Source organism: Amycolatopsis echigonensis (assembly GCF_002846615.1).
GTDB classification, from domain to species: Bacteria; Actinomycetota; Actinomycetes; order Mycobacteriales; family Pseudonocardiaceae; genus Amycolatopsis; species Amycolatopsis echigonensis.
Window position 1 is genome coordinate 1 of sequence record NZ_PJMY01000001.1, and the last position, 22,177, is coordinate 22,177.

Below are 22,177 nucleotides of genomic sequence, written 5' to 3' on the forward strand. Positions count from 1 at the left end.
CGCCCGGGCCCGGGTTGATCACGGCCAGCGCCGCGGCCGCCGTGCAGCCCGCGATTGCGAGAGCGGCGGCGGTGCGGTCGTCGACGCCGTCCGGGGTGCGGTGCGCCTCGCCGCCGGCCGCGATCGTCCCCGCGTCCTCGATCAGGACGTAGTCGGCCACCGCGCGGGACATCGCCCCGCCGAACACGCGGTCGCCGGCGGCGAACTCGCGCACGCCTTCGCCGACCTGGTCCACGATCCCGGCGTAGTCGGTGCCGAACCCGCACGGCAGGCTCAAGCCAAACCGCGCGGCGGTCTCCGCGTCCGAGGTCATGAACCAGTCCATCGGGTTCAGCCCGGCCGCGGCGACCCGCACGCGGATCTGCCCCGGACCGGCCTGCGGCACCGGCACCTCACGCACGCGCAGGGTCTCCGGCCCGCCGAACGACTCGAACTGGACCGCCCGGCCGGTAGTCGCCGACGCGGTGGCGTTCGGTTCTTTCATGCTCACCTGTTTCTGTAGCGGCTCGTGACGCAATGCAAACGGACTACGCTCCGTTTATCTGACCCAAGCTAGCACAAGTGGAGCGTGATCCGTTTTGGCTTCCGCAAAGGTCCGCCGGCCGAGGGCGGACGCGACCCGCAACCGCGAACAGCTGCTGGCGGTGGCGACCCGCCTGTTCGCTTCGGCCGAGACCGAGCCGTCGATGCGCGCGATCGCCCACGAAGCCGGGGTCGGCATCGCCACCCTGTACCGGCACTTCCCCACCCGGGAGTCCCTGGTCGACGCGGTCTACCAGGATCAGGTCTCGCGGCTCACCGCCGGCGCCAGGCAACTGCTCGCCCAGCTCGGCCCGCGCGCGGCGCTGCGCCGCTGGATGGACCTGTTCGGGGACTGGATCGCGACCAAGAACGGGATGCTCGACACCCTGCTCGCGATGGTCGAATCGGGCGAGATCGCCCACGCCCGCACCAGAACCGAACTGCTCGCCGCGATCGGCGACATCCTCGAAGCCGGGCGCGCGAGCGGGGAACTCCGCGCCGACGTCCCCGCCGAGGACATCGCCGCCGCTCTCATCGGGATCTTCACCGTGGCCGGTTCCGCCGAGCACAAAGCGATGGCGGGTCGCCTGCTGGACCTCCTGATGGACGGACTCCGGCCGTGCGGCCACTCCGAAACGGCCGAGTGAGAAGGAAAGATCTCGGCGAGGCGAGCTGTTCTCGACGCTCGGCCCTTCCGCGCTCGCGGCAGGAAGTGCTGCGGCGGCAAGCGAAGACCCGCCGGACTTGCTGCCCCAAGAGGGGGCGGCGAGTCGTCGCGAAAGGACTCAGCGTTCGGCCTGCGAGAGGCCGAGCAGAGGCAGCCACACCGCGTCCACGATCTCGACGATCGTCTCGTCCGGCACCCCGTCCATGCGCATCAGCATGTCATGGCGCACGAGGTCGAACGGAAGGTTCACGACCCGGTCGGAACGGGGCACGTCCGCCAATTCGCCGCGCTCGACCGCGCGGTCGACAAGCGTCGCGAACGGGGGCGGCTGATCGACGGGCAGGACGCGGCTGCGCAGGTGATTGAAGGTGGTGCCGGTCTCGCGGAGGTAGTCCGCGAGCTGGATGCGCATGAGGATCAGCGTGCGGGCTCGCTCGGCGTTGACCGTGCGCAGGAGAGCGAGCGCGTCCTGGCGCAGGCTGCCGGTGTCGGGGAGGTCGAGCGGGCGCCAGTGCCGGGCGAGCGTGGCGAGCAGCAGGTCGTCGCGCTGCGGCCAGCGCCGGTAGAGCACCGGTTTGCTGGTCCCGGCGCGCGCCGCGACGGTCTCGAAGGTCAAGCCGTGGTAGCCCTGCTCGACCAGTACTTCCCAGGCGGCGTCCAGGATCGCACTCTCCAGTGCGGCGCCCCTGCGCCGGGTGGGCGCCGCGGGCTCCGTGCGTCGCTGGCTCACCTTGGCTCCCTGACGTTTCCCCCGGACGGTTGGATCCGGTTGCGTATCTTAACCCGCCGTCGTACATTCGGAGCAGTAAGAAACGAAACCGTATCTTACTGGCGGACGGACACCCGCCGCCGAGCCACGCACACGCAAGGGGATGCCCGCATGTCCACGATCAACGCCGCAGTGGTGGAGTCCTTCGACGAGCCGCCGCACTTCCGGTCCGTTCCCGCGCCCGAGGCCGCCCCCGGCCAGGAGGAGGTGGAGGTTCTCGCCGTCGGCGTGCACCCCGCCACCCGGGGCATCGCCGCGGGCAGGCACTACACGAGCCCCAAGACGCTGCCCGCCCTGGCCGGCGCCGACGCCGTAGTTCGCCGAGAGGATGGCAGCCTCGCCTTCGTCATGCCGATGGGCAGTGGCTCCCTCGCTGAGCGCATCGTCATCGATCCGGCCAGCGCGATCCCGGTCCCGGACGGAGCCGATCCCGCGGTCCTGGCCGCCACCATGAATCCGGCCTTGTCCTCGTGGACCGCGCTGCGCACCCGGGTGCCATTCCAAGCCGGGCAGTCGGTCCTGGTGCACGGCGCGACTGGCAATGCCGGATCGACGGCCGTCAAGGTCGCCAAGCATCTCGGAGCCGGGCGAGTGATCGCCGCCGGACGCAATCGTTCCCGACTCGACGAACTCGCGGCCGAGGGCGCGGACGCGGTCGTCCAGCTCACCCCCGACGAGGACGCCACCGCGGCCGCGCTCGCCGAGGCCGCCGCGAACGTCGACGTGGTCCTGGACTACGTGTGGGGGCCGCCCACCGAACTCGCCATGCGCGCCGTCCTCGGGGCGCGGACCGAGCACACCCGCCTGCTCGACTGGGTGCAGATCGGCGGCATGGGCGGAGACGCGATCACCGTCTCCGGGCACGCCTTGCGCTCCAACGCTTTCCGCATCCTGGGCAGTGGCTTCGGCGCGGTGGAGATGGACGTCATGCACCGGGAGTTCACCGAACTCATCGCCGCGATCGCCGCGGGCGGCATGGCCGTGCGCCCGCACCCGTTCCCGCTCGAGAAGGTCGAAGAGGCTTGGGCCCACCAGGATGACCCCGGGGAACGCACCGTGATCCTCCTCTGACTGGCGGCGTTCGGGTGGCCAAGCGACGATGCGGCCGGAGCCGCGCGCTACCGCGGAACGTCGACACCTTGGGCGACGACTTCGGCCACCGCCCGCTCGGCAGCGCGGACCGCACCCTCCATATAGGACTCGAACTCGGCGGACGTCTCCGCTCCGGCCCAGTGGACCCGGCCGACCGCCGCGGTCGTCGCGTCGGTGTAGTTCGTGAGGACGCCCGGGGTCCGCAGTCCCGCCACGCCGCTGATCCACGGTTCGGCGATCCAGGACTTTTCCAGGTACTGCTCGAAATCCCGCGCCTGGGGGCCGAAAAGTTCGACGAGGTCCTTCACGAAGGCGTCGCGGCGTGCGTCTTTGTCGTCGAGAATCGTGTCGTCCCAATGGAAACCGCCCGAGGCGGCGGTGCCGATGAACGCCAGGAGGATGCCCTTGCTGCCGTCGGGCGGCGAGTTGTCGACGACGTAGTGCGCGATCGGAAGATCGGTGACCGCGGAGCCGTTCAGGCCCTGCTCGCGCCAGAACGGCCGCCGGTAGACCAGGCAGACCTTGCGTTCGCCGCCGTTGCGCCAGACGCGCTGCAGCTTCGCGCGGCGGGTCGGCAGCGGCGGCAGGAAATCGATCCAGGCCGCGTCGCCCGGCGTCATCGCGACGATGACCCGGCCGCACCGGACCTCCGCGCCGGCTGACCGCACGAGCGCGCCGCGGCTGTCCTGTTCGATCGAGGTCACCGGCGAGCCCAGCCGGACCCGGTCCCCGAGTTCGGCCGCGATCGCGTCGGCGACGGCCTGGGTGCCGCCCGCCACACGCGTCTCCTGGGCGCCGTCCGCGGTGTTCATCATGAACTCGACGCCGCCCGAGGTGCCGATCTGGTGCAGGGCCTTGAGCAGCGAGACCTGGCTCGAACTCTCGGCGAAGACCAGCGAGAGCCCGAGTTCGAACAGGTGCCGAGCCTCGGCGCTCCGGCAGTGCTTGTCGAGCCAGTAGCCGAGCGTCGTGCTGTCCCATTCGGTTGCTTTCCGTGCCCGCCAAGGGACCTCGGCCGGGACGGTCGCCGCCATCCGTTCGAGGCGGAACTGCGCCTGGGCGAAGTCCAGCAGGGCCACCGGCCCCAGGGGCGGGATGGTGCCGCCGTACGTGCGCCGTTTGCCGCGCCGGAGGTAGATCGTCTTGCCCTCGGTGTGCGTGGGGAAGGTCTTGAGTCCCAGCTCCTCGAGCAACTCGAACATGCGGGTGTGCAGCTTGCCGACCCACTGGCCGCCGCCCTCGCTGATCACGCCGTCGCCGGCGTCGAGGTTGTACAAACGACCGCCCGCGCGGTCGTCGGCCTCCAGCACGACGACCGAATGTCCCTGCCGCACGAGCCGGCGGGCGGCGACGAGACCGGAGAGTCCCGCGCCGACCACCGCGACGTCGGCGGTGAGCTGTGCTGGCTTTGTCGTGGTCACCTGACGCTCCGCTCTGTGTTGGGCCGCTGGGACTTCGCTTTTGCCGTCCGGTCGACGAGGCGCAGCGGCCGCGCCTCGCGATCCCGCAGTGCCGCGGCGACGGCCGCGACCAGCCGTTCCGTGGCTTCCTTGCTGCTCCGGCTGACCGCGGTGAAAGAGAGATAGCCGTGCACAAGGCCTTCTTCGCGGATCAGGTCGACGCGCACCCCGCTTTCCAGCAACGCGGCCGCGTAGGCGAGCGCGTCGTCGCGCAGCGGGTCGAACCCGGCGACCGCCACGACGGCGTCCGGAAGACCGCTCAGGTCGTCGGACAGCAAGGGGCAGAGCAGCGGATCGTGCTGATCCGTTCCGGCGGGCAGGTAATGGCCCATGAACCAGTCGATCTGCTTGGCCGACAAGGCGGGAGAGCCGGCGAACTCGTCCTGGGAGGGCCGCCGCACCGAGATGTCGGTGACCGGCTGGACGAGCACCTGAAGCAGCGGCTGGACCGACTGGCCGCGCACCTGCTGGCACAGCACGGCGGCGATGTTGCCCCCGGCGCTTTCGCCGGCCACGACGATCCGGTTCGGGTCCAGATCCCAGCTCTCCGCGTGCTCGACCGCGTACTGCCAGGCCGCCAGCGCGTCCTCGTGCGCTGCGGGGAAAGGATCTTCCGGCGCCAGGCGGTACTCGACCGACAGGACGTCGGCGCCCGTTCCGTGGGCGAACATCCGGGCCGGGGCGGCGTAACTGGCCCGGCTCCCGAGAACGAAACCGCCGCCGTGGAAGAAGAGGATCAAGCCGCGGCCGGGCTTTCCCGAACTGTACCGGGTCGCCAGGAGTCCACTGTGGATCTCGACTTCCTGTTCGACGGCACAGGGAGCGACCCGGTCGGCGAACACGGCCGCGTCGGTCTCGATGACCTTCCGCGCCTCGGCGGCGGGCAGGTCGCTGTAGTCGTTCCCGGCGGCGGTGAGTTTCATCAGCATGGCGACGTCCGGGGCCATCCGCTCCCCCGCGCGGTTGACCGGCGGGCGCGCGAGCAGCCGGGCGACCGGTGCCGGAACCCCGCACAGGGCAACGACAAACGCTCGCTGGAGACGCTGGCTCAGCGTCCGGCGCGGCGCGGTCACGACCCGGCTCCGACGCCGGCGAGGGTGGAAGTCCGGGTCGAGAACCGGAGACTCTCGTCGATCAGCTGTCCCTTGAACAGCCGGTTGTCCGGAACGAAGGTGGTGCGCATCCGCCACGGCAGTTCGGTGCCCTGCTTCGGAAGCTCGTGCAGCGACCGCCGCAGGTACCCCGCGCTGAGGTCGACGACGTCTTCCTTGGCCAGGTTTTCCGGCGCGACCGGCACCACGATCTCCTGCCCGGTCGCGTCCATGCGGCGGAGCACGTCGGCGACCAAGCGGCACACGTTGCTCAGGCGCAGGGTCCAGGACGCCTTCGTGTACCCGAACATCATGGCCCAGTTCGGCACCCCGGAGATCAGGCAGCCGCGGTACAGCACGGTGTCCGGCAGCTTCGCCGGAACGCCGTCCACTGTCGGCTGGATGCCGCCCAGCAGCTGCAGGGCCAGGCCGGTCGCCGTCACGACGAGGTCGGCCTCCAAGGTCTTGCCCGATTCCAGCAGGATGCCCTTCTCGGTGAAGCGGTCGATCCGGTCGGTGACCACGTCGGCCTTCCCGTCGCGCAGGGCGTGGAAGAACTCGCCGTCCGGGGTGACGCAGAGCCGCTGGTCCCACGGGTCGTACGGCGGGTTGAAATGGGTGTCCACGTCGAACCCGGGCGGGAGGTCCTTGAGCGCCAGCTTGCGGAGCAGCTTCCGCCCGAAATTCGGGAACTTGGTGAGGACCGAGACGAGGAGGAAGTCCTGCCAGATGTTCTTCCGCCGCGTGGCCGCGTAGCCGGCCTTCGCCCCGAGCACCTTGCTGAGCGCGAGCGCGATCTTGTCGACCCGAGGAGCCGAGGCGATGTAACTCGGCGTGCGCTGCAGCATCGTCACGTGCGCCGCGGCGCCCTCGCCCATCAGCATGGCCGGCAGCATGGTCACCGCCGTCGCGCCGCTTCCGATGATCACGACGCGTTTGCCGCGGTAGTCGTAATCCTCCGGCCATTCCTGAGGGTGCAGGATGTCGCCCCGGAAAACCTCACGGCCCTCGAAGTGCGGCGTGTATCCCTTGTCGTAGCGGTAATAACCGGTCGCGCTGAAGACGAAGCCGGCCTTGACGGTCTTCTCGCTCTCGGCCCCGTCCGCGCCGGTCACCCGGACCTGAAGCGTCCACTGCGCTTCGGCGCTCGACCAGTCCGCCGCCGTCACGCGGTGGCCGAGGCGGAGGATCTTGTCCAGGCCGAATTCGGCCACCGTCTCGTCGAGGTACTCGCGGATCAACGGGGCTTCGGCGATCGCGCTCCGGTGCCGCCACGGCTTGAAATCGTAGGCATAGGTGTGCAGGTCGGAGTCGGAGCGGACGCCCGGATAGCGGAACAGATCCCACGTCCCGCCGATCGCCGCGCGGGATTCGAGGACGAGGATCTTCTTGTCCGGGAACTCGGCCGCCAGCTGCCGGCTCGCGCCGATGCCGGACACCCCCGCGCCGATCACGACAATGTCGGCGCGCTCCGTCGCGCTCCGTTCCTTCATGTTCTGCGTCCTTCCGATGCGTGCTGACGACGCCGGGACACCGCTGACCGGCGTCAACGACCGGGACCGAAGTTGGTCATTTGATAAAGTCGTTTGACAGAGTGTGTGGCACGAGCCGTCGGACGTCAAGGCCCGACTTCGCCGCCGCGACCCGATCACCCAGCCGGGCGGACCCGGGGAACGGTGGGGAGCACAGCATTTTCCGGCTCAGGAACACTGGCCGCGAGGCAGCGCGATTCCTGGCCGGAGCGGCGATCAGGTACGCAGCGAGACCGAGACGGAGAGCGCCGGGCGACGGCACGAAGCTCGCCGACCTCGGCGAAAAGTGCTAGGGCCAACCGGAATCAGCGGGCCCGGCCCGGCCGGGTGAGCCCGTTCTCCCGCGGCGGCCAGGCCGTCCGCAGGAGCGGGACCGGTTCAGCGCGCCGTCGCCTCTTGGGCGATCCGGTCCGCGAGCCAGCTGTCCAGCACCGCCGTGACGAGATTGATCTTGTCGTCGGCGAGAGAATCGTCGCCGCGCGTAAGCCAATTCAAGGCGAAGCCGTCAGCAAGGGAAGTGATGACGTTGACGATGTCTTCGATCGCTTCGGAGCTGAGCTGATCGCCCGGCGCCGCTTTCCGCAGAATGCCGCGCATCGTCTCGAACGCACGCTCGTAGACGCCCAGCCCGCGGTTCTCGGACTGCCGTTGCGCCCAGCTGAACAGCTCCAGCGTCGCCGCCGCGAAGGTGTGCGACTCGAAGTAGCAGCTGAGCACCCCGCGAAGGAGTTGCCGGGCGGTTTCCGCGAGGCCGCTGTGCGGATCGCTGCCGTCCAGGACCGCCTGGAACCGGGACCCGACGAATTCGTAGACGTCCGCGAACAGGTCTTCCTTGGAGTTGTAGCAATAGTGCAGCGTCGCCAGCGGCGCCTGCGCCTGTTCGGCGATCCGTCGCGTCGTGGCGCCGTCGATGCCGCGGGAGGCGATGACCTCCATCGCCGCGTTGACGAAGTCCTGCCGGCGTTCGACGGCCGAGACGCGTGGCATGGAGCCCTCCCGCAGTGCTGCCCGGTACGACTAGGACATTTGACCCAGTCGACCCCAGACTACCAGTGCGGCCGGGCGGGCGGTCGCGCCGACGGCCGGAAAACTCTTGGTCAAACAACTTGATCGGACGACCAAGAAGGGTTAGCTTATGGGCCCTGAGCACCGGGGATCGCTCACCTTCCGCAGGCCCGCCCACGACATCGGAGTCGACCATGGCAGAACTGCACCGGCCTGACCTCGTCCGCACCGCGCCGCCCCTTCCGGCGGCCCGAAGAGTCCCTCTCCTCAGCATCGGCGCGGTGCTGGTCGTCTTGACCAACGCGGTCATCTTCGTGGTGCCGCCGCTTCTGCCGGTCATCGCGACGCACTACCACCTCGTCACGCTCGCCCAGACCACCTGGGTCTACACCGCGCTCACGCTGGGCGGCGGAGCCGGATTCATCCTGCTTCCCCGGCTCGCCGACCTCTACGGGGATCGCAACGCGTCAGTGCTCGCGTCCGCTTTTCTCACCTTGGGCGCGCTCATTCCCGCGGTGGGCAACTCGTATCCGTCGCTGCTGGCGGGCTGTCTCGTAATGGGCTTCGGCGGGGCCGCGCAGTTGCTGCCCCTGGGGTTCCTTCGCAGAAACCTCGGCGAGCGCGGAATCACCGCGGGCGTAGCGGTTCTCGTGATCGCCACCGGTGTCGGAATTGTCGTCGGAATGATCGGCGGCGGCCTGATCGTGCAGAATCTGTCGCTGCGAAGCTTTTTCTTCATCCTGACCGCGGCATTCGCCGTGACCACCGTCGCCTCGTACGCGACCATTCCGCACACTCCGCCCGCCGAACCCTCCGGCCGGGTCGGCGTGGTCGGCACCGTCTGGATGATCGGCTGGGTGGCGGCGATCCTGCTGACGCTGACGCAGGGTCTGGTGTGGGGCGCCGGGGCGTTGATCCCGTTGGCTCTCGGCGTCGCAGGCGGGATTCTCTGGCTGCGCGTCGAACGGAAATCGGCGTCCGCGGTCTTCGACGTGTCCTTGATGAAAACCCCGCTCGTGACGGCGGCGTGCGTGTGCATCGCCTTGTTCGCGGCGGTGAACTCGGCCTATCTGCTCTTGGTCAGCGATTACGCCCAGGTCGTTCCGGCGACGCTCCGTCCGGCCGACGCCTACGGATTGGGGCTCAGCGCACTGCAGACGGGCTGGCTGATGGTGCCGTTCGCGGTGACCTTCCTGCTCGGCGGCGCCATCGCGGACCGTCCGGCGGCCAACGGACGCGGCGCCTCGATGTTCGTGGCCGGGGCGCTGGTCAGTGCCGCGGGCCTTGCCTGGCTCGCGCTGGCGCACGACCAGCAGTGGCAGTACCTCGTCGGCGCAGCGGTCATGGGCCTCGGCTGCAGCATCGGCTACGCGGCCGGTTTCGCGATCGCGCAACGAGCCGTGCCCGAAGAAAAGGCCGGGATGGCCGCCGGCGTCGCGGGGACTTTCATGGCCGTGGGATTCGCCGTCGGCACCGCGTTGATCAGCGCCGACCTCAGCGTCTCGGTGACCCCGGTGCGCGGCACCGGCGAGGAAGTCGCTACCGCGGATCTCTACGGCTCCGGCTACTGGATCGCCGCCGTCGTGGCCCTGCTCGTGCTGGCGACCTTGGTCGTCTCCCGGGCGCGCGCCCGGCGCCGCCTCGCCTGAACCATCGCCGCCTTCGACGAAAGCGAAGGCCCGAAACTCGAGGAATACCGAAATGAAAGAAATACTTTTCTCCCTCGCCGACGTCTGGATGATTTTCGCCGGGTTCACTTACGGCGTGAAGTTCATCCGGCGTTACGGAAACTATTTGCTGGGCCTGGAATGGATCGTCGTCGCCACGTCCGGGACGAACTTCCTGCTCTGGTCCCTGCTCGGCGGCGACGAACACAGCCCGATGTACTTCGCGGCGTATTTCCTCGACGCTTTCTCGCGCTCAGTAGGCATCACGCTGATCCTCGTCCTGGGCCTCATGCGCGTGACGCACCTCTACAAGCCTTCGGCGGCAACCGATGTCAGCGCGTTCGCGCTGGCGGCCGTGGCGGGACTGTACTTGCAGCAGTTCCATTGGGGATTCCACGCTGGCTCGGCGATCTTCTACGTCGCGGTCAACGCGGTCACGGCGATCTACCTCGCCTATTTCACGGTGCGGCTCTGGCGGGCCCGCGCCAAGGGTTCGGCCGTCGCTTCCGCTCTCGCCACCGCGGCGGGTCTGGCGATCGCGGTGATGTACGACTTCCTGCCGATTCCGGACGACCAGTACCGCACGACGTTCTACACGCTCGCCCTCGCCACCTGGGGCACCCAGATGTACGTGATTTTCCGGGCCTACCGCGCCCTGCACGACCACAACGTCGCGACCGGGCTCGAGCCGGCTTCCCGGTCCGGACGCACCAAGCTCGCGAGCGCCTAGGAGATCCCGTGGACACAGCCAACGTCGACTACCTCGGCTTCACCGGTTGGATCGGCCCGCCGTCCGACGTCCGGCCGCCGCTGGACGGCGACCTCGGCTGCGCCGTCGCGGTCGTCGGCGGCGGGCTGGGCGGCATGTCGGCCGCGCTGCGCCTCGCCGAACGCGGGCAGGACGTCGTGGTGCTGGAGGCCCAGTTCTGCGGCCACGGTTCCAGTTCCCGCAACGCCGGCCAGCTCGCGAGCGCGCCCGGCGGCGACATCCAGCTGCTGAATCTCTTCTTCCGCAAGAAAATGCCCGCCATGGCCCGGTTGGCCGAGCACGCCGCGCTGCACGTCGAAGACCTGATCAAGCGTCTGGGCATCGACTGCGACTACGAAGCCGCGGGCAACACCTTCGCCGCGGTGTCCCGAGGACAACTGGGACGAGTGCGGCGCGTGGCCAAGATCCTGCACCGGGCGGGGACCAAGGTCGAGCTCGGCACGAGCGAGGAACTCGGAATCCCGCGCGGTTTCCTCGGCGGCATGCGCGAAGTGGCCGGCGGGATCATGAACCCCGGCAAGTTCACCCGCGGCGTGCGCCGGGGACTCCTGACGTCGTCCGCTCGAGTCTTCGAACAGACCAAGGTCACGGACGTCGCCCGCGACGGCGGTCAGGTCGTGCTTTCGACCCCTCGAGGCAAGGTGCGCGCGGACAAGGCCGTGCTCGCGACGAACGCCTTCTCGGGCGAATGGACGATCACGCCCAAGCACCTTTCGGTGCCGCTGTGGGTGATCGAGGCGGAGACCGAGCCGATCGACCCCGTCCGCTTGAAGGCGCTGGGCTGGACCAGCCGTTCCGGGCTGATCACCCAGCACAACATCATGGAGAACTACCGGCTGACCCCGCGCGACACGATCGTCTTCGGCGTGCGCCGGGTCGAGCGGGGCACGCGCTTTCCGCTTCCGGCAACGGAAAAGCGCCCCGACCCGCGACTGGTCCGGGAACTCGCCGACGCGTTCGCGACGCGGTTCCCGAGCCTGGCCGACGTAGCGGTGGACCGCGCTTGGGGAGGCTGGATCGCCATCACCTCGTCGTGGCTTCCGGTCGCCGGACGGATCGGCGGCACCGTCTTCTACTCGATCGCCTGCAACGGCCACGGCCTGGCGCAAGCACCGTACGTCGGCGCCCTCCTCGCGGATCTCGTCGTCGACGGCGAACGACCCGAAGACCTGGACGTCCTGTGGGCCGAGAAAGCCCGTTTCCCCCGCCCGCTCATGATGAGCCCGCTCGGGCTGCGCACGATCTGGGCGGTCGACCGCTTCACCGACCGGATCAACGGCAGCAGACGGAACGCTCGGAAGGGCGATCCGACTGCTGCCTGAGCTGCCCGGCTCGCGCCGAGCCAGCCGCACAGTCCACATCGGACCGCTCCGGTCAAGACGGATCGACGCCAGGCCCGGCTCCCGGCTCACGCGCAGAACGCTGCCTGGCTCGAACGGGGCGACGCCGTCCGGACCGGGCGCCGCCCGTCCCGGCGCGCCCTGGCCGAGTCGCGAGAACTCCGGTGCCCGCGGCCTTTCCCCCATTCGACTGCGATGCGAGGAACCCATGACCCGTGACCTCCCGCCGGACCGGCAGACCCCAGGGCTGGCGCGCACGCTCGGCGTGCCGCAGATCGTCTTCATGGTCGTGGCCATGGCCGCACCGCTGACCGTCGTCGCCGGCCTCATCCCGCTCATGATCGCTACGGGCAACGGGACCGGAGCACCGCTGAACTTCGTGGTCATGGGCCTCGTGCTCGTCCTCTTCACCGTCGGGTTCTCGGCGATGACGCCCGAGGTCGCCGACGCCGGAGCGTTCTACTCCTACGTGCAAAAAGGCTTGGGCCGGGTGATCGGCCTCGGCGCCGCGACCCTGGCGATCGCGACGTACGCGGTGCTGCTCGTGTCAGTCGCGGCCTACCTCGGCGCCGCCGTGCACAACGTGCTCGTGACCCTCGCCGCGGTTTCCGTCCCCTGGTGGTCGCTCTCGGGGGTGTGCCTGCTCGCCATCGCCTTTCTCGGCTACCGCAACATCGAAATGAGCGCGCGCGTCCTCAGTGCTCTGCTCGTCGCCGAGATCCTGATCGTCGCTGTGCTGGACCTGGCGATCGTCGTGCACGGAGGCGACCGCGGGCTGTCCGGCGAGCCGTTCACGTGGGGCGCGTTCAGCCAGGGAGCCGTGGGAACCGGGATCATGTACGCGATCTTCGGATTCGTCGGCTTTGAAGCGACCGCGGTGTTCCGTTCGGAGGCAAAGGATCCGGACACCACCGTTCCGCGCGCGACTTACACCGCGGTGCTCGTCATCGCCGTGGTTTACGCGGTCTCCGCGTGGGCCGTCATCGTCGGCGCGGGAACCGGCAAGGTCGTGGCCCTGGCGGCCAGCCGCCCGGAGGCCCTCACTCCCGACCTGGCCACGCGCTACGTGTCGACCTTCGCGCACGACGTGATGCAATGCCTGCTCGCGACCAGCTTTTTCGCTTGCGTGCTGACGGTGCACAACGTCGTGTCCCGCTACACGTTCACGTTGGGCCGCAAGGGCGTGCTGCCGGCCAGTTTCGAAGCGGTCCATCCGAAGCACCGCTCGCCCCACGTCGCCTCCCTGGTCACGTCGGGCATCGTCTCGATCGCGCTGGCAGTCATGGCCGTGTGCCGGCTCGATCCCGTCGTGCAGATCTACGCCTGGTTCGGCGGCGCGGGCACGCTCGGGCTGATCTTCCTGCTTGCCTTGACCTCCATCGCAATCGTCGCGCACTTTCGCCGAAACCCCCGCGGCGTGTCGAAATGGAAGGGCGCCATCGCGCCGGGGATCGCCTCGGCGAGCCTGCTCGGCACCCTTTTCCTGGTGGTCGGCAACTTCGAACTGCTGATCGGCTCCTCCGGCATCGCCTGGGCGTTCCTCGCTTTCCTTGTCCTCGCGTACGTCGCCGGGCTCGCGTGGGCGTTGCGCCTCCGAGCGGCCCGACCGAAGGTCTACGCGGGGCTGGTCATTTGACCGAGTCATATGACAAACTACAACTCCGCCGCGTTCAGGTCGAAAGGACTTCCACCATGACCGAAACGACGACGCTTCCCGCACCGGAGCGCGTGACTTCCCTCGCGATCGAGCCCGACGCGACTCCGGTGGTCCGCCTGATCGCGCGCGCTTTGCGGGAGTCCGTCCGAATAGGACACGAGGCCGACGCCCTGTCCCGCGCCGAGGGAACGGTCGCACTTCGTTCCCACGACACGCCGCAGGCCGCCACCATCGCCTTCCGGGGCAAGGAAATCGCAGTGAGCAGCGGAGTCTTCGCCGCACCCGACGCGACCGTCGTGGTCGATCTGCGAGCGCGGTTCTCCCCGGCTGAGGAACCGGCCGGGAACACCGAGCTGGCCGACGTCGCACTACGCGCCTTGACGCCGCCGCTTCCTCCTTGGCCGGAGGCTGCGCAGCGGTTCTGGAGCCTCACCCGAGACCTCCCCGGCATGCCGGACGTCCTTGTCGTCGTGGAAGAAGGCGAGGGCGGCCGGGCCGAGGAGAGGTTCGGCGACGGCTCTTCCGAATATCTGCTCGCGGGGTCGCCGGATGTCCTGGCCGGGGTCCTCACCGGCACCGACGATTTCCTGCTCGCCTTGTCGTCCGGCCTTCGCGTCAAAGGCACCTGGGCGCAGTTGTCCGTCCTGACCGGCGCTTCGTGGAAGGTGCGTTTCGATGTCTGATCTGCCGAAGACGGCCCACAAGACCGTCCGCCTCGAAGCGACGAACCACGACGGCAGCTTCCTGGGAAAGACCGTCTCCGCGGCGAAGTTCGCTTCCGGCAAGGAAACCGGCTTCGCGTTCGCCGACGTTCTCTTCGCCATCGACCTCGGCGACGAGTTCGTCCTCGGCGACGCTTACGCGGACTGGCGCGGCAACCTCTACGACATCCAGATGGTTCCCGACCTGTCCACGCTGGTCGAGTGGAAGCCGGGAATGGACTCGGTGATCGGCGACTACCGCAAGAAAGACGGCTCGCCGGTGCCGATCTGCCCGCGGAACCTGGCGCGCGCCATGGTGGACCGGCTCGCCGCGCTGGGTCTCACCGCGAAGGTCGCGGTGGAGATCGAGGCGACCCTCTTCGAGGAGTCCGTCCAGGAAGCGCGAGCGCGCGGGTACCGCGATCTGACTCCGCTCGGCGGCAGCGCGGGCGCCACCTACCACTTGGCGCGGTCGAAGGACTGGGTCGACTACATGGAGGCGGTCACGGCCCGGCTCGACGACCTGGGGATCGTCTGGGAAGCCTGGACCGACGAAGCGGCCGCGGGGCAGACCGAGCTGAATCTCGCGCCCACGAACCCCATCGCACTCGCCGACGCCTGGGCGCGCACCCGTCAGGTCATGCGGGAAGTGGCGTTCGAGCAAGGCCGCACGGTCACCTTCATGGCCAAGCCGACGGCCGGGTGGGGACAGGGCGCGCACCTCAATCTCTCTTTGCAGCGCGAGGGCGTGAACCAGTTCTTCGCCGAGGACGGTCCGACAGACCTCATGCGCCACGCGATCGGCGGATTGATGGCGACGATGGCGGGCAACGCCGCGATCGTGCTTCCGCAGATCACCTCGTACCGGCGGTTGGAAGACCTCTCCGGACCGCCGACCACGATCAGCTGGGGCGTCGACAACAAGACGGCCGCCGTGCGCGCCATCACCGGCCATCCGCGCTATTCGCGGCTCGAATACCGGGTTCCCGGCGCCGATGTCAACCCGTATCTCGCTCTCGCCGGGGTGCTGGCCGGAGTGGCGGCCGGAATCGAGCGGGAGATCGAACCTCCGGACGAGGTCACCGACATGGCGTGGCGCCTGCCCGAGGGATACGGCGTGGCCCGGATCCCCGACACGATGTCCAAGGCGTTCGCCGCGTTGGACGCGGACCCGATCCTGCGCGAATACCTCGGCGACGAGTTCGTCGACTTCTGGGTCGTGTCGCGCCGGTGGGAGTGGATGGAGTTCCACACCAAGGGCGGCGATCCGTACTCCCCGCTTTCGGAGTGGGAGTCCCTGCGCTACTTCGAGCTGCCGTGACCAGGCCGCTCATCGGCGTCACCGGCCGCCGCTTCCGGATGGGACTGGTCGCCGGGGCGGACAGCCGCTACGGAGACATGCACACCGACAGCTACATGGCGGCCTTCGCGACGAGGATCGCGCGGGCCGGCGGCGTGCCGGTCCATCTGCCCTACGACGCTCCTCCGGAAGACGCCGCGGCATGGCTGTCCGGCGTCGTCGTCACCGGCGGACAGGACGTCCACCCGGGCCGGTGGGGCGGGGACACCGCGGTGGTGCGGGAAATCGATCCGCGGACCGACCCTGCGGTGCACGACGCCGAGCGCGACGCGTACGAGATCGCACTCGTCCATGAAGCGCTGAAACGGGAAATCCCGGTCCTCGGCGTGTGCCGGGGCATGCAGATCATCAATGTCGCGCTCGGGGGCACGCTCGTCGCCGACCTCTCCCCCGGCGCGGTGCGGCATCTCTCCCCGGAATCCGCGCCGACCGACGGCACGCCGGATCACGCCGTGACCTTCGAGCCCGGCTCGATCGCCGCGGGGCTGTTCGGCGACCACGCGGTCACCAACTCGTGGCATCACCAAGCGGTGGACCGGTGCGGCGCCGGGCTCGTCGTGACCGGCCGCACCGAGGACGGGGTGGCCGAGGCGATGGAACTCCCCGGTTCGCCCGTGCTGGCCGTGCAATGGCATCCGGAGTGGATGGCGAGCCCCGATCCCGCGCTGGGGTGGATCGTCGAGGAGTCCGCCCAACGCCGGTACGTCCCGGAACTACAGAACAACCGAGGAACGGTGAAAGCATGACCATCGCGGCTGATCGCCTCGGCGAGGACCCGTCGACGCCGACCCTGACCGCACTGCTGGCGGAACGCGCGGCCCAGTCGCCGGACGGGGAATTCCTCCGTTTCGGCGACCGGTCGTGGACCTTCGGCGAGATCGACGCTTGGACCTCGCGGCTGGCGCACCGCCTGATCGAGACCGACGGCGTCGAGCCCGGCGACCGGGTCGCGGTCATGCTCCCGAATGTCGTGCAGTGGCCGGTCGTGTGGCTCGCCGCGCTCAAGGCGGGTGCCGTCGCCGTGCCGGTCAACGCCAAGTATCAGCAAGCAGACCTCGCGTTCGTGCTGAAAGACTCCGGCGCCCGGCTCGTTTTCACCGATCACGACCACCTGCGGCTGGTGCACGGCGTGGCGAACCCGGGGGCGGTGCGGGTCGTCGACATCGCCGACGACGGGTCCGCGCGGTTCCCGGCCAGCGCGCCCGACGTCGCCGTCGCCGCCGACACCTTGGCGAACCTCCAATACACCTCGGGAACCACCGGATTTCCCAAGGCCTGCATGCTGACTCACGACTACTGGGTCCGCAACGGGTGGTTGTGCGCGGCCTCGACCGGCTTGGGCCCGGACGATGTACTGCTTACCGCGCAGCCGTTCTCGTACATGGATCCACTGTGGAATGTCGCGGTCGCGCTCACCGTGGGCGCTCCTCTGGCGGTGCTGCCGCGGTTCTCGGCCTCAGGCTTCTTCGCGGACGTGCGCCGGCACGGCGCGACCTTCTTCTACGTCCTCGGATCCATGCCGACCCTTCTGCTCAAACAGCCGCCGGATCCGAGCGACCGCGACAATTCCGTCCGGATGGTGTTGTGCTCCGGGATCCCCGCGGACCTGCACGCCGCGTTGGAGGAGCGATGGGGCGCTCCGTGGCGCGAGGTCTACGGCATGACCGAGTCCGGCTTCGACCTGGTTTCGAGTTTCGCCGATCCCGCCGCTGTGGGCAGCGGAAGCCTCGGCCGCCCGGTGCCGACCAAACAGGTGCGCGTGGTCGCCCCGGACGGCACGGAAGTTCCGGCTGGCGAACGCGGAGAGCTCACGGTCAAGGGCAAGCCCATGATGACCGGCTACTGGAACCGGCCCGAAGACACGGCGCGCGTCCTGCGCGACGGCTGGCTTCACACGGGCGACGTCGTGGTTCGCGGCGACGACGGGGAAATCAGGATTGTCGGACGCATCAAGGACATGGTCCGGCGAGGCGGCGAGAACATCGCCAGCGCCGAGGTGGAGGCGGCGCTCGAACGCGACCCCGCCGTGGTGGCCGCGGCGGTCGTCGCCGAGCCGGACGATCTGATGGGCGAAGAAGTCAAAGCCTTTGTCCAGCTCGCCGACGGCCTCGCGGCCGGACGGTCGACCGCGGACTCGATCGTCCAGCGAGCCGGGACCCAGCTCGCCCGTTTCAAGGTGCCTCGCTATGTCGAGTTCGTGGACGACTTCCCGCGCACTCCTTCCGAGCGGGTGGCCAAGCCCGCGCTCAAGGAACGGGCCGATCCGGGCGCTGTCTACGATTTCGGCCCGTCTCGCGGCCAGTCCCTCCCCGATCTGCGCGTCGACATCACCCGGGACGTCGCGGTGGTCACCCTGTCCCGGCCCGAGAAGCTCAACGCGCTGACCGTCGCCACACGCCGCCGCCTCGCGAGCCTCATCCGCGAGTTCGGCACCGGGCGGAAGGCGCGCGGCATCGTCCTCACCGGCGAAGGGCGGGCGTTCTCGGCCGGAGAAGACCTCGGAGCCGCCCCCGCCTGCTACGACGAGGTCAAGACCGCGTTCGAGACCTTTCACGACATCACGCGGGCGATCCTGGAGACCCGGGTCCCGGTCGTCGCCGCGGTCAACGGCTTGGCGGTGGGCGGGGCGTCCGAGATCACCCTGTGCTGCGACACCCGGATCGGCACGCCAGCGACCGAGTATTACCAGCCGGAGAACCGGCGCGGCCTCACGATCTCCAACGCCACGAGCGTCCTGCTGCCCCGGCTGGTCCGAGGCCGCGCGATCCGGATGGTGCTGGGCGCGCACCGGATGGACGCCGAGGAAGCCCTGCGGATCGGTCTCCTGGACGAAATCGTCGAGCCGGACGAGCTCGTCGACCGCGCGGTCGAAACCGTTCTCGACTGGACGCCGCCGACCAATACGACGGCGACGCATCTCGCGCTGCTGCGACCGCGGCCCGCCGAGATCGAGGAGGCCTTCGCCCGGGAGGACCTCGCCGCGCGAGAGGCCTGGGAAAGCGGCGTGTACCGCGCGGGAATCCAAAGCTTCTGGACCGAGAAGGGCGCGCCCGCCGCGCCGGACCGCATCGACGCGGCACGCGGGTGAAACCGACGAACGAGGAGAACTGACGTGATCACCACGCGGGCCGCTGTGCTCAGCGGCGTGAACGAGCCGCTCGCCCTGACCACGATCCAGGTCGACGACCCCGAACCGCACGAGGCCCGGATCGCGGTCTCCCACGTCGGGCTGTGCCACAGCGACCTGCACTACAAAACCGGGACCGTGCCGATCGACCTTCCGGTCGTCCTCGGCCACGAGGTGGCCGGCGTGGTCGAAGCGGTCGGCTCTGCGGTGACCGGCCTCAAGCCCGGGGACCGAGTGGTCGGCGCGCTCACGCCTTCGTGCGGCCGCTGCCGCAACTGCGAGGCCGGCCGGCCGACGCAGTGCCAGCGCGTCGAGGAGGTCCGGCAGCGTCCGCGGCCGGCGTTCCAGCACCTCGACGGCCGCCGGATCGAACGGCTCGGCGACCTGGGCGCGTTCTCGCAGCACACGCTGATGCGGGAGAACGCGCTCGTGAAGCTCCCCGACGATGTCCCGTCGCACGTGGGCTGTCTGCTCTCGTGCTGCGTCATCACCGGGGTGGGCGCGGTTTTCCGCGGAGCCGAGGTCCGCCCGGGAAGCACTGTCGCGGTGATCGGATGCGGCGGGGTCGGTTCCGCCATCGTCCAAGGCGCTCGGCTGGCCGGAGCGTCGGCCGTCATCGCCGTCGACCTTGACGACGCGCGGCTGCGAGCTGCCCGCAAGTACGGCGCCACCCATACCGTCAACGGCGGCGCCGAAGACGTCGTCGCCGCGATCCGCGAGCACCTTGGCGACGGCGTCGACTACTCGTTCGAAGCCGTCGGTTCAGCCCGTACCGCGGCGACCGCCCTGGCCGTCCTGCGCCCGGCCGGAACCGCCTGTCTGGTCGGCATCGCGCCGGACGGGACCGACCTGAGCCTTCCCGCGGCGGACTTCTTCTTCCAGGAGAAGCGGCTCATCGGCTCGTACATGGGATCCGGGCAGGCGCGCGAGGACATCCTCCAGCTCGCGCGGCTGTACCGGCAGGGCCGGCTGCTGCTCGCCGAAATGGTCACCGAGGTGATCCCGTTCCGCGACATCGACGACGGGTTCGCCGCCATGCGATCCGGCGACGTGACCCGCGTCGTCGTCGACCTCCACGCCTGAACAACCGCGAAGGTGAATCCGATGTCCCCGAGCGACCACCCGCTGCCCGCCCCGCTGAACTACATCGCCGACGAATGGAGCGAATGCGAAACAGTCGGCGACGCCTGGAATCTCGACCCCAACACGCGCCAGCCCGTGCATCAGATGGCCACCACCGCGCCAGGCGACGTGGAACGCGCTTTGCAGCACGCCGAGCGGGTCTACGACATCGGCGCGTGGGACGAGGACGCCCGGCGCGAGCGGGCCAGCATGCTTGAGCGAGTCGCGGAGAACCTGGCAGAGCGCGTCGAGGACATCGCCCGTGCGGACTCGCTGACGAGCGGCGTGCCGATCAGCGTCACGAGGAAGGTCGCGTCGTTCCTGCCCGCGCGAGTCCGATCGGCGGCAGCGGACCTGGTCGGCATTCCCCGGGTGACCTCGCTCGAGGCAGGCGGCCGCGACGTTCGCCTCTACCGGCTTCCGTTGGGACCAGCCGCGATTCTCACGCCGTGGAACGGTCCGAGCTTCATTCCGGCGGCGAAGGTCGTGAGCGCCGTCGCCGCGGGATGCCCGGTCATCCTGAAACCTTCGGAACACGCGCCCGGCAGCGCACAGATCGTCGTCGAGTGCTTCGTCGCGGCCGGGCTGCCCGCAGGGGCCCTGCAACTTCTCCATGGAACGGGAACCGTCGGGGCCGCGCTGACCGCCGACCCGCGCGTCAAGGTCGTCTCCTTCACCGGCGGCCCGGGCGCGGGTCGCGCCATCGCCCGGGCCGCCGCGGAGGATTTCAAGGTCCTCCAGCTGGAACTCGGCGGCAACAACCCGGTTCTCGTGCTCGACGACGCGGACGTCGACGTCGCCGCGGACGGCATCGCCGAGGGGCTCACCAAGCTGAACGGGCAATGGTGCGAAGGCCCCGGCAAGGTTCTCGCGCCCCGGTGCCTGACCGCTTCGCTTCTGGACGCTTTGAACCAGCGCATCGCCGCGCTCGAGATCGGCCATTCGCTCGACGAGAACGCCGACGTGGGGCCGATTTCCAATGCGCCGCACTATGAAACGCTGATCCGCCGGATCGAAGACCTGCGCGGTTCGGGCGCCGAGATCTCCCAACCCGCGCGACTGCCCGACCTCGACGGGTTCTTCCTCTCCCCCACGATCGCCTCCGGAGCCGACCCCGCGCGGGCCAACGCCGAACTGTTCGGTCCGGTGGTCTCCCTGCACGCGGTCGACTCCGACGAAGAGGCGCTGCGGATCGCCAACGCGAACCCCTCCGGACTCGACGCCTATGTCTTCGGCACGGACACCGACCACGCGATCGAAATCGGTTCGCGCGTCCTGTCCGGGGAGGTGCGCATCAACGGTGCCAAACTCGCCGACCTCGCTGACGGCTCGGCGCAGACCTTCTGGGGACCAGCCGGCATCGGCGGACACGGTCCGGCCGAATCGGTTCGCGTGTTCTGCGGCGACCGGGTCGTCGGCGTGGACTCCGCTGAGCTTCCGATCTAGGCGAGGGCTCGCCGGATCTCCCTCAACTGTTTGTCAGGGAGAGGTTGAAGCTGTACCGGGACGCCCGGTACACATGCCAGCCGTACTCGACGACCCGGCCGGTTTCGTCGTACGTCGTCCGCTGCATGGTCAGCAGCGGGGCTCCCGGTTCCTCGCAGAGCAGTTCCGCGTCTTCCGCGGACGCCAGGCGGGCGCCGATGCTCTGCTGCGCCGAGTGCAGCCGCACGCCGGCCGCGCGCAGCAGCTGGTAGAGGCCGTTCTCTCGCAGGTCCTCGTCGGACGGGTCGAGCAGGCCGTCCGGGAGGTAGTTGTTCATCACCGCCAGCGGTTCGCCGTCGGTGGACCGGATCCGCTTCAAGCGCCGGGCGCGGGCGAGCGCCGGGGCTTCCAGCAGCGCGGCCGTCTCGGCGTCCGCGTCCTCCACGCGGTTGCACAGCACCGCCGTCTCCGGGGTGCCGCCGAGGCCCGTCAGGTCGTCGTACAGGCTGCTCAGCCGCAGCGGGCGGGCGACCTTCGTGCGCACCACCTGGGTGCCGACGCCGCGCTTGCGGACCAGCAGGCCCTGGTTGACCAGCGACTGGATGGCCTGCCGGACGGTCGGCCGGGACAGCCGCAGGCTCGCCGCCAGGTCCAGCTCGTTCGCCAGCCGGGACCCCGCGGGCAGCCTGCCGTCGTCGATCGCGGCGTGCAGCTGGCGCGCGACCTGGAAGTACAGCGGCTCGGGACTGGCCGGATCCACCGCGATCTCGCGCGCGGGATCCCAGGCCGGGCTGGTGCTCATGGTCCGGAGCCTACCGGGTCTACGTCGCAATGACCTAATGTCCATATGTCTTGACAAAGTCCGCCGGGG

19 protein-coding genes are annotated in these 22,177 nt (G+C 69.5%); 12 read left to right on the top strand and 7 right to left on the bottom strand.

Going from position 1 to position 22,177, the window contains the following annotated elements:
- Positions 1-484, bottom strand: a 484-nt coding sequence (locus ATK30_RS00005) for an alcohol dehydrogenase catalytic domain-containing protein (protein ID WP_158242407.1), incomplete at its 3' end; no start/stop codon positions are given.
- Positions 485-578: 94 nt separating this feature from the next.
- Here ATK30_RS00005 and ATK30_RS00010 point away from each other — a divergent pair.
- The gene (locus ATK30_RS00010; RefSeq protein ID WP_101433670.1) at positions 579-1,169 is read left to right on the top strand and encodes a TetR/AcrR family transcriptional regulator; all 591 of its coding nucleotides are present in this window, start codon (positions 579-581) and stop codon (positions 1,167-1,169) included.
- A gap of 138 nt (positions 1,170-1,307) precedes the next feature.
- Here the strand turns inward: ATK30_RS00010 and ATK30_RS00015 are convergent, their stop codons facing one another.
- Complete coding sequence (locus tag ATK30_RS00015; RefSeq protein WP_101433671.1) at positions 1,308-1,919, bottom strand: TetR/AcrR family transcriptional regulator; 612 nt, start codon at positions 1,917-1,919, stop codon at positions 1,308-1,310.
- 150 nt (positions 1,920-2,069) lie between these two features.
- On the opposite strand from ATK30_RS00015, the gene ATK30_RS00020 reads away from it, so the two are divergent.
- Complete coding sequence (locus ATK30_RS00020; protein WP_101433672.1) at positions 2,070-3,029, top strand: quinone oxidoreductase family protein; 960 nt, start codon at positions 2,070-2,072, stop codon at positions 3,027-3,029.
- A gap of 47 nt (positions 3,030-3,076) precedes the next feature.
- Here ATK30_RS00020 and ATK30_RS00025 read toward each other — a convergent pair whose 3' ends face one another.
- The 4 genes from ATK30_RS00025 to ATK30_RS00040 form a co-directional block, all read right to left on the bottom strand.
- On the bottom strand, positions 3,077-4,471 hold the full coding sequence (locus ATK30_RS00025) for a flavin monoamine oxidase family protein (RefSeq protein WP_101433673.1): 1,395 nt from the start codon (positions 4,469-4,471) through the stop codon (positions 3,077-3,079).
- Positions 4,468-5,583 (bottom strand): alpha/beta hydrolase, encoded by a 1,116-nt coding sequence (locus tag ATK30_RS00030; RefSeq protein ID WP_101433674.1) that lies wholly within the window; start codon positions 5,581-5,583, stop codon positions 4,468-4,470. Before ATK30_RS00030 ends, ATK30_RS00025 begins: the two co-directional genes overlap by 4 nt.
- Complete coding sequence (locus ATK30_RS00035) at positions 5,580-7,094, bottom strand: flavin-containing monooxygenase (RefSeq protein ID WP_101433675.1); 1,515 nt, start codon at positions 7,092-7,094, stop codon at positions 5,580-5,582. The genes ATK30_RS00030 and ATK30_RS00035 overlap by 4 nt, the downstream gene beginning before the upstream one ends.
- 417 nt (positions 7,095-7,511) lie before the next feature.
- Positions 7,512-8,120, bottom strand: a complete 609-nt coding sequence (locus tag ATK30_RS00040) for a TetR/AcrR family transcriptional regulator (protein ID WP_244194436.1) — start codon at positions 8,118-8,120, stop codon at positions 7,512-7,514.
- Between the two features lie 212 nt (positions 8,121-8,332).
- Between ATK30_RS00040 and ATK30_RS00045 the strand changes: the two genes are divergently transcribed.
- The 10 genes from ATK30_RS00045 (at position 8,333) to ATK30_RS00090 (ending at position 21,327) form a co-directional block, all read left to right on the top strand.
- Entirely contained in the window at positions 8,333-9,787 is a 1,455-nt protein-coding gene (locus ATK30_RS00045) for an MFS transporter (protein ID WP_101433676.1), read from the top strand.
- Between the two features lie 52 nt (positions 9,788-9,839).
- Positions 9,840-10,535, top strand: coding sequence for a transporter (locus ATK30_RS00050; protein ID WP_101433677.1), 696 nt, complete (start codon positions 9,840-9,842; stop codon positions 10,533-10,535).
- A gap of 8 nt (positions 10,536-10,543) precedes the next feature.
- The gene (locus ATK30_RS00055; protein WP_101433678.1) at positions 10,544-11,896 is read left to right on the top strand and encodes an NAD(P)/FAD-dependent oxidoreductase; all 1,353 of its coding nucleotides are present in this window, start codon (positions 10,544-10,546) and stop codon (positions 11,894-11,896) included.
- Between the two features lie 226 nt (positions 11,897-12,122).
- Entirely contained in the window at positions 12,123-13,550 is a 1,428-nt protein-coding gene (locus ATK30_RS00060; protein WP_101433679.1) for an APC family permease, read from the top strand.
- A gap of 56 nt (positions 13,551-13,606) precedes the next feature.
- Positions 13,607-14,254, top strand: a complete 648-nt coding sequence (locus ATK30_RS00065; RefSeq protein WP_101433680.1) for a hypothetical protein — start codon at positions 13,607-13,609, stop codon at positions 14,252-14,254.
- The gene (locus ATK30_RS00070) at positions 14,247-15,593 is read left to right on the top strand and encodes a glutamine synthetase family protein (RefSeq protein WP_101433681.1); all 1,347 of its coding nucleotides are present in this window, start codon (positions 14,247-14,249) and stop codon (positions 15,591-15,593) included. Before ATK30_RS00065 ends, ATK30_RS00070 begins: the two co-directional genes overlap by 8 nt.
- On the top strand, positions 15,590-16,378 hold the full coding sequence (locus ATK30_RS00075; protein ID WP_244194437.1) for a gamma-glutamyl-gamma-aminobutyrate hydrolase family protein: 789 nt from the start codon (positions 15,590-15,592) through the stop codon (positions 16,376-16,378). Before ATK30_RS00070 ends, ATK30_RS00075 begins: the two co-directional genes overlap by 4 nt.
- Positions 16,375-18,720: an AMP-binding protein gene (locus ATK30_RS00080; protein WP_101433682.1), complete on the top strand. Its 2,346-nt coding sequence runs from the start codon at positions 16,375-16,377 to the stop codon at positions 18,718-18,720. Before ATK30_RS00075 ends, ATK30_RS00080 begins: the two co-directional genes overlap by 4 nt.
- A gap of 24 nt (positions 18,721-18,744) precedes the next feature.
- A complete protein-coding gene (locus ATK30_RS00085) occupies positions 18,745-19,842 on the top strand; it encodes a Zn-dependent alcohol dehydrogenase (protein ID WP_101433683.1) in 1,098 nt (365 codons plus the stop codon).
- Positions 19,843-19,863: 21 nt separating this feature from the next.
- A complete protein-coding gene (locus ATK30_RS00090; protein ID WP_101433684.1) occupies positions 19,864-21,327 on the top strand; it encodes an aldehyde dehydrogenase family protein in 1,464 nt (487 codons plus the stop codon).
- Positions 21,328-21,349: 22 nt separating this feature from the next.
- On the opposite strand, the gene ATK30_RS00095 is transcribed toward ATK30_RS00090, so the two are convergent.
- Positions 21,350-22,108, bottom strand: a complete 759-nt coding sequence (locus tag ATK30_RS00095) for a GntR family transcriptional regulator (RefSeq protein ID WP_101433685.1) — start codon at positions 22,106-22,108, stop codon at positions 21,350-21,352.
- Positions 22,109-22,177: the final 69 nt, after the last annotated feature.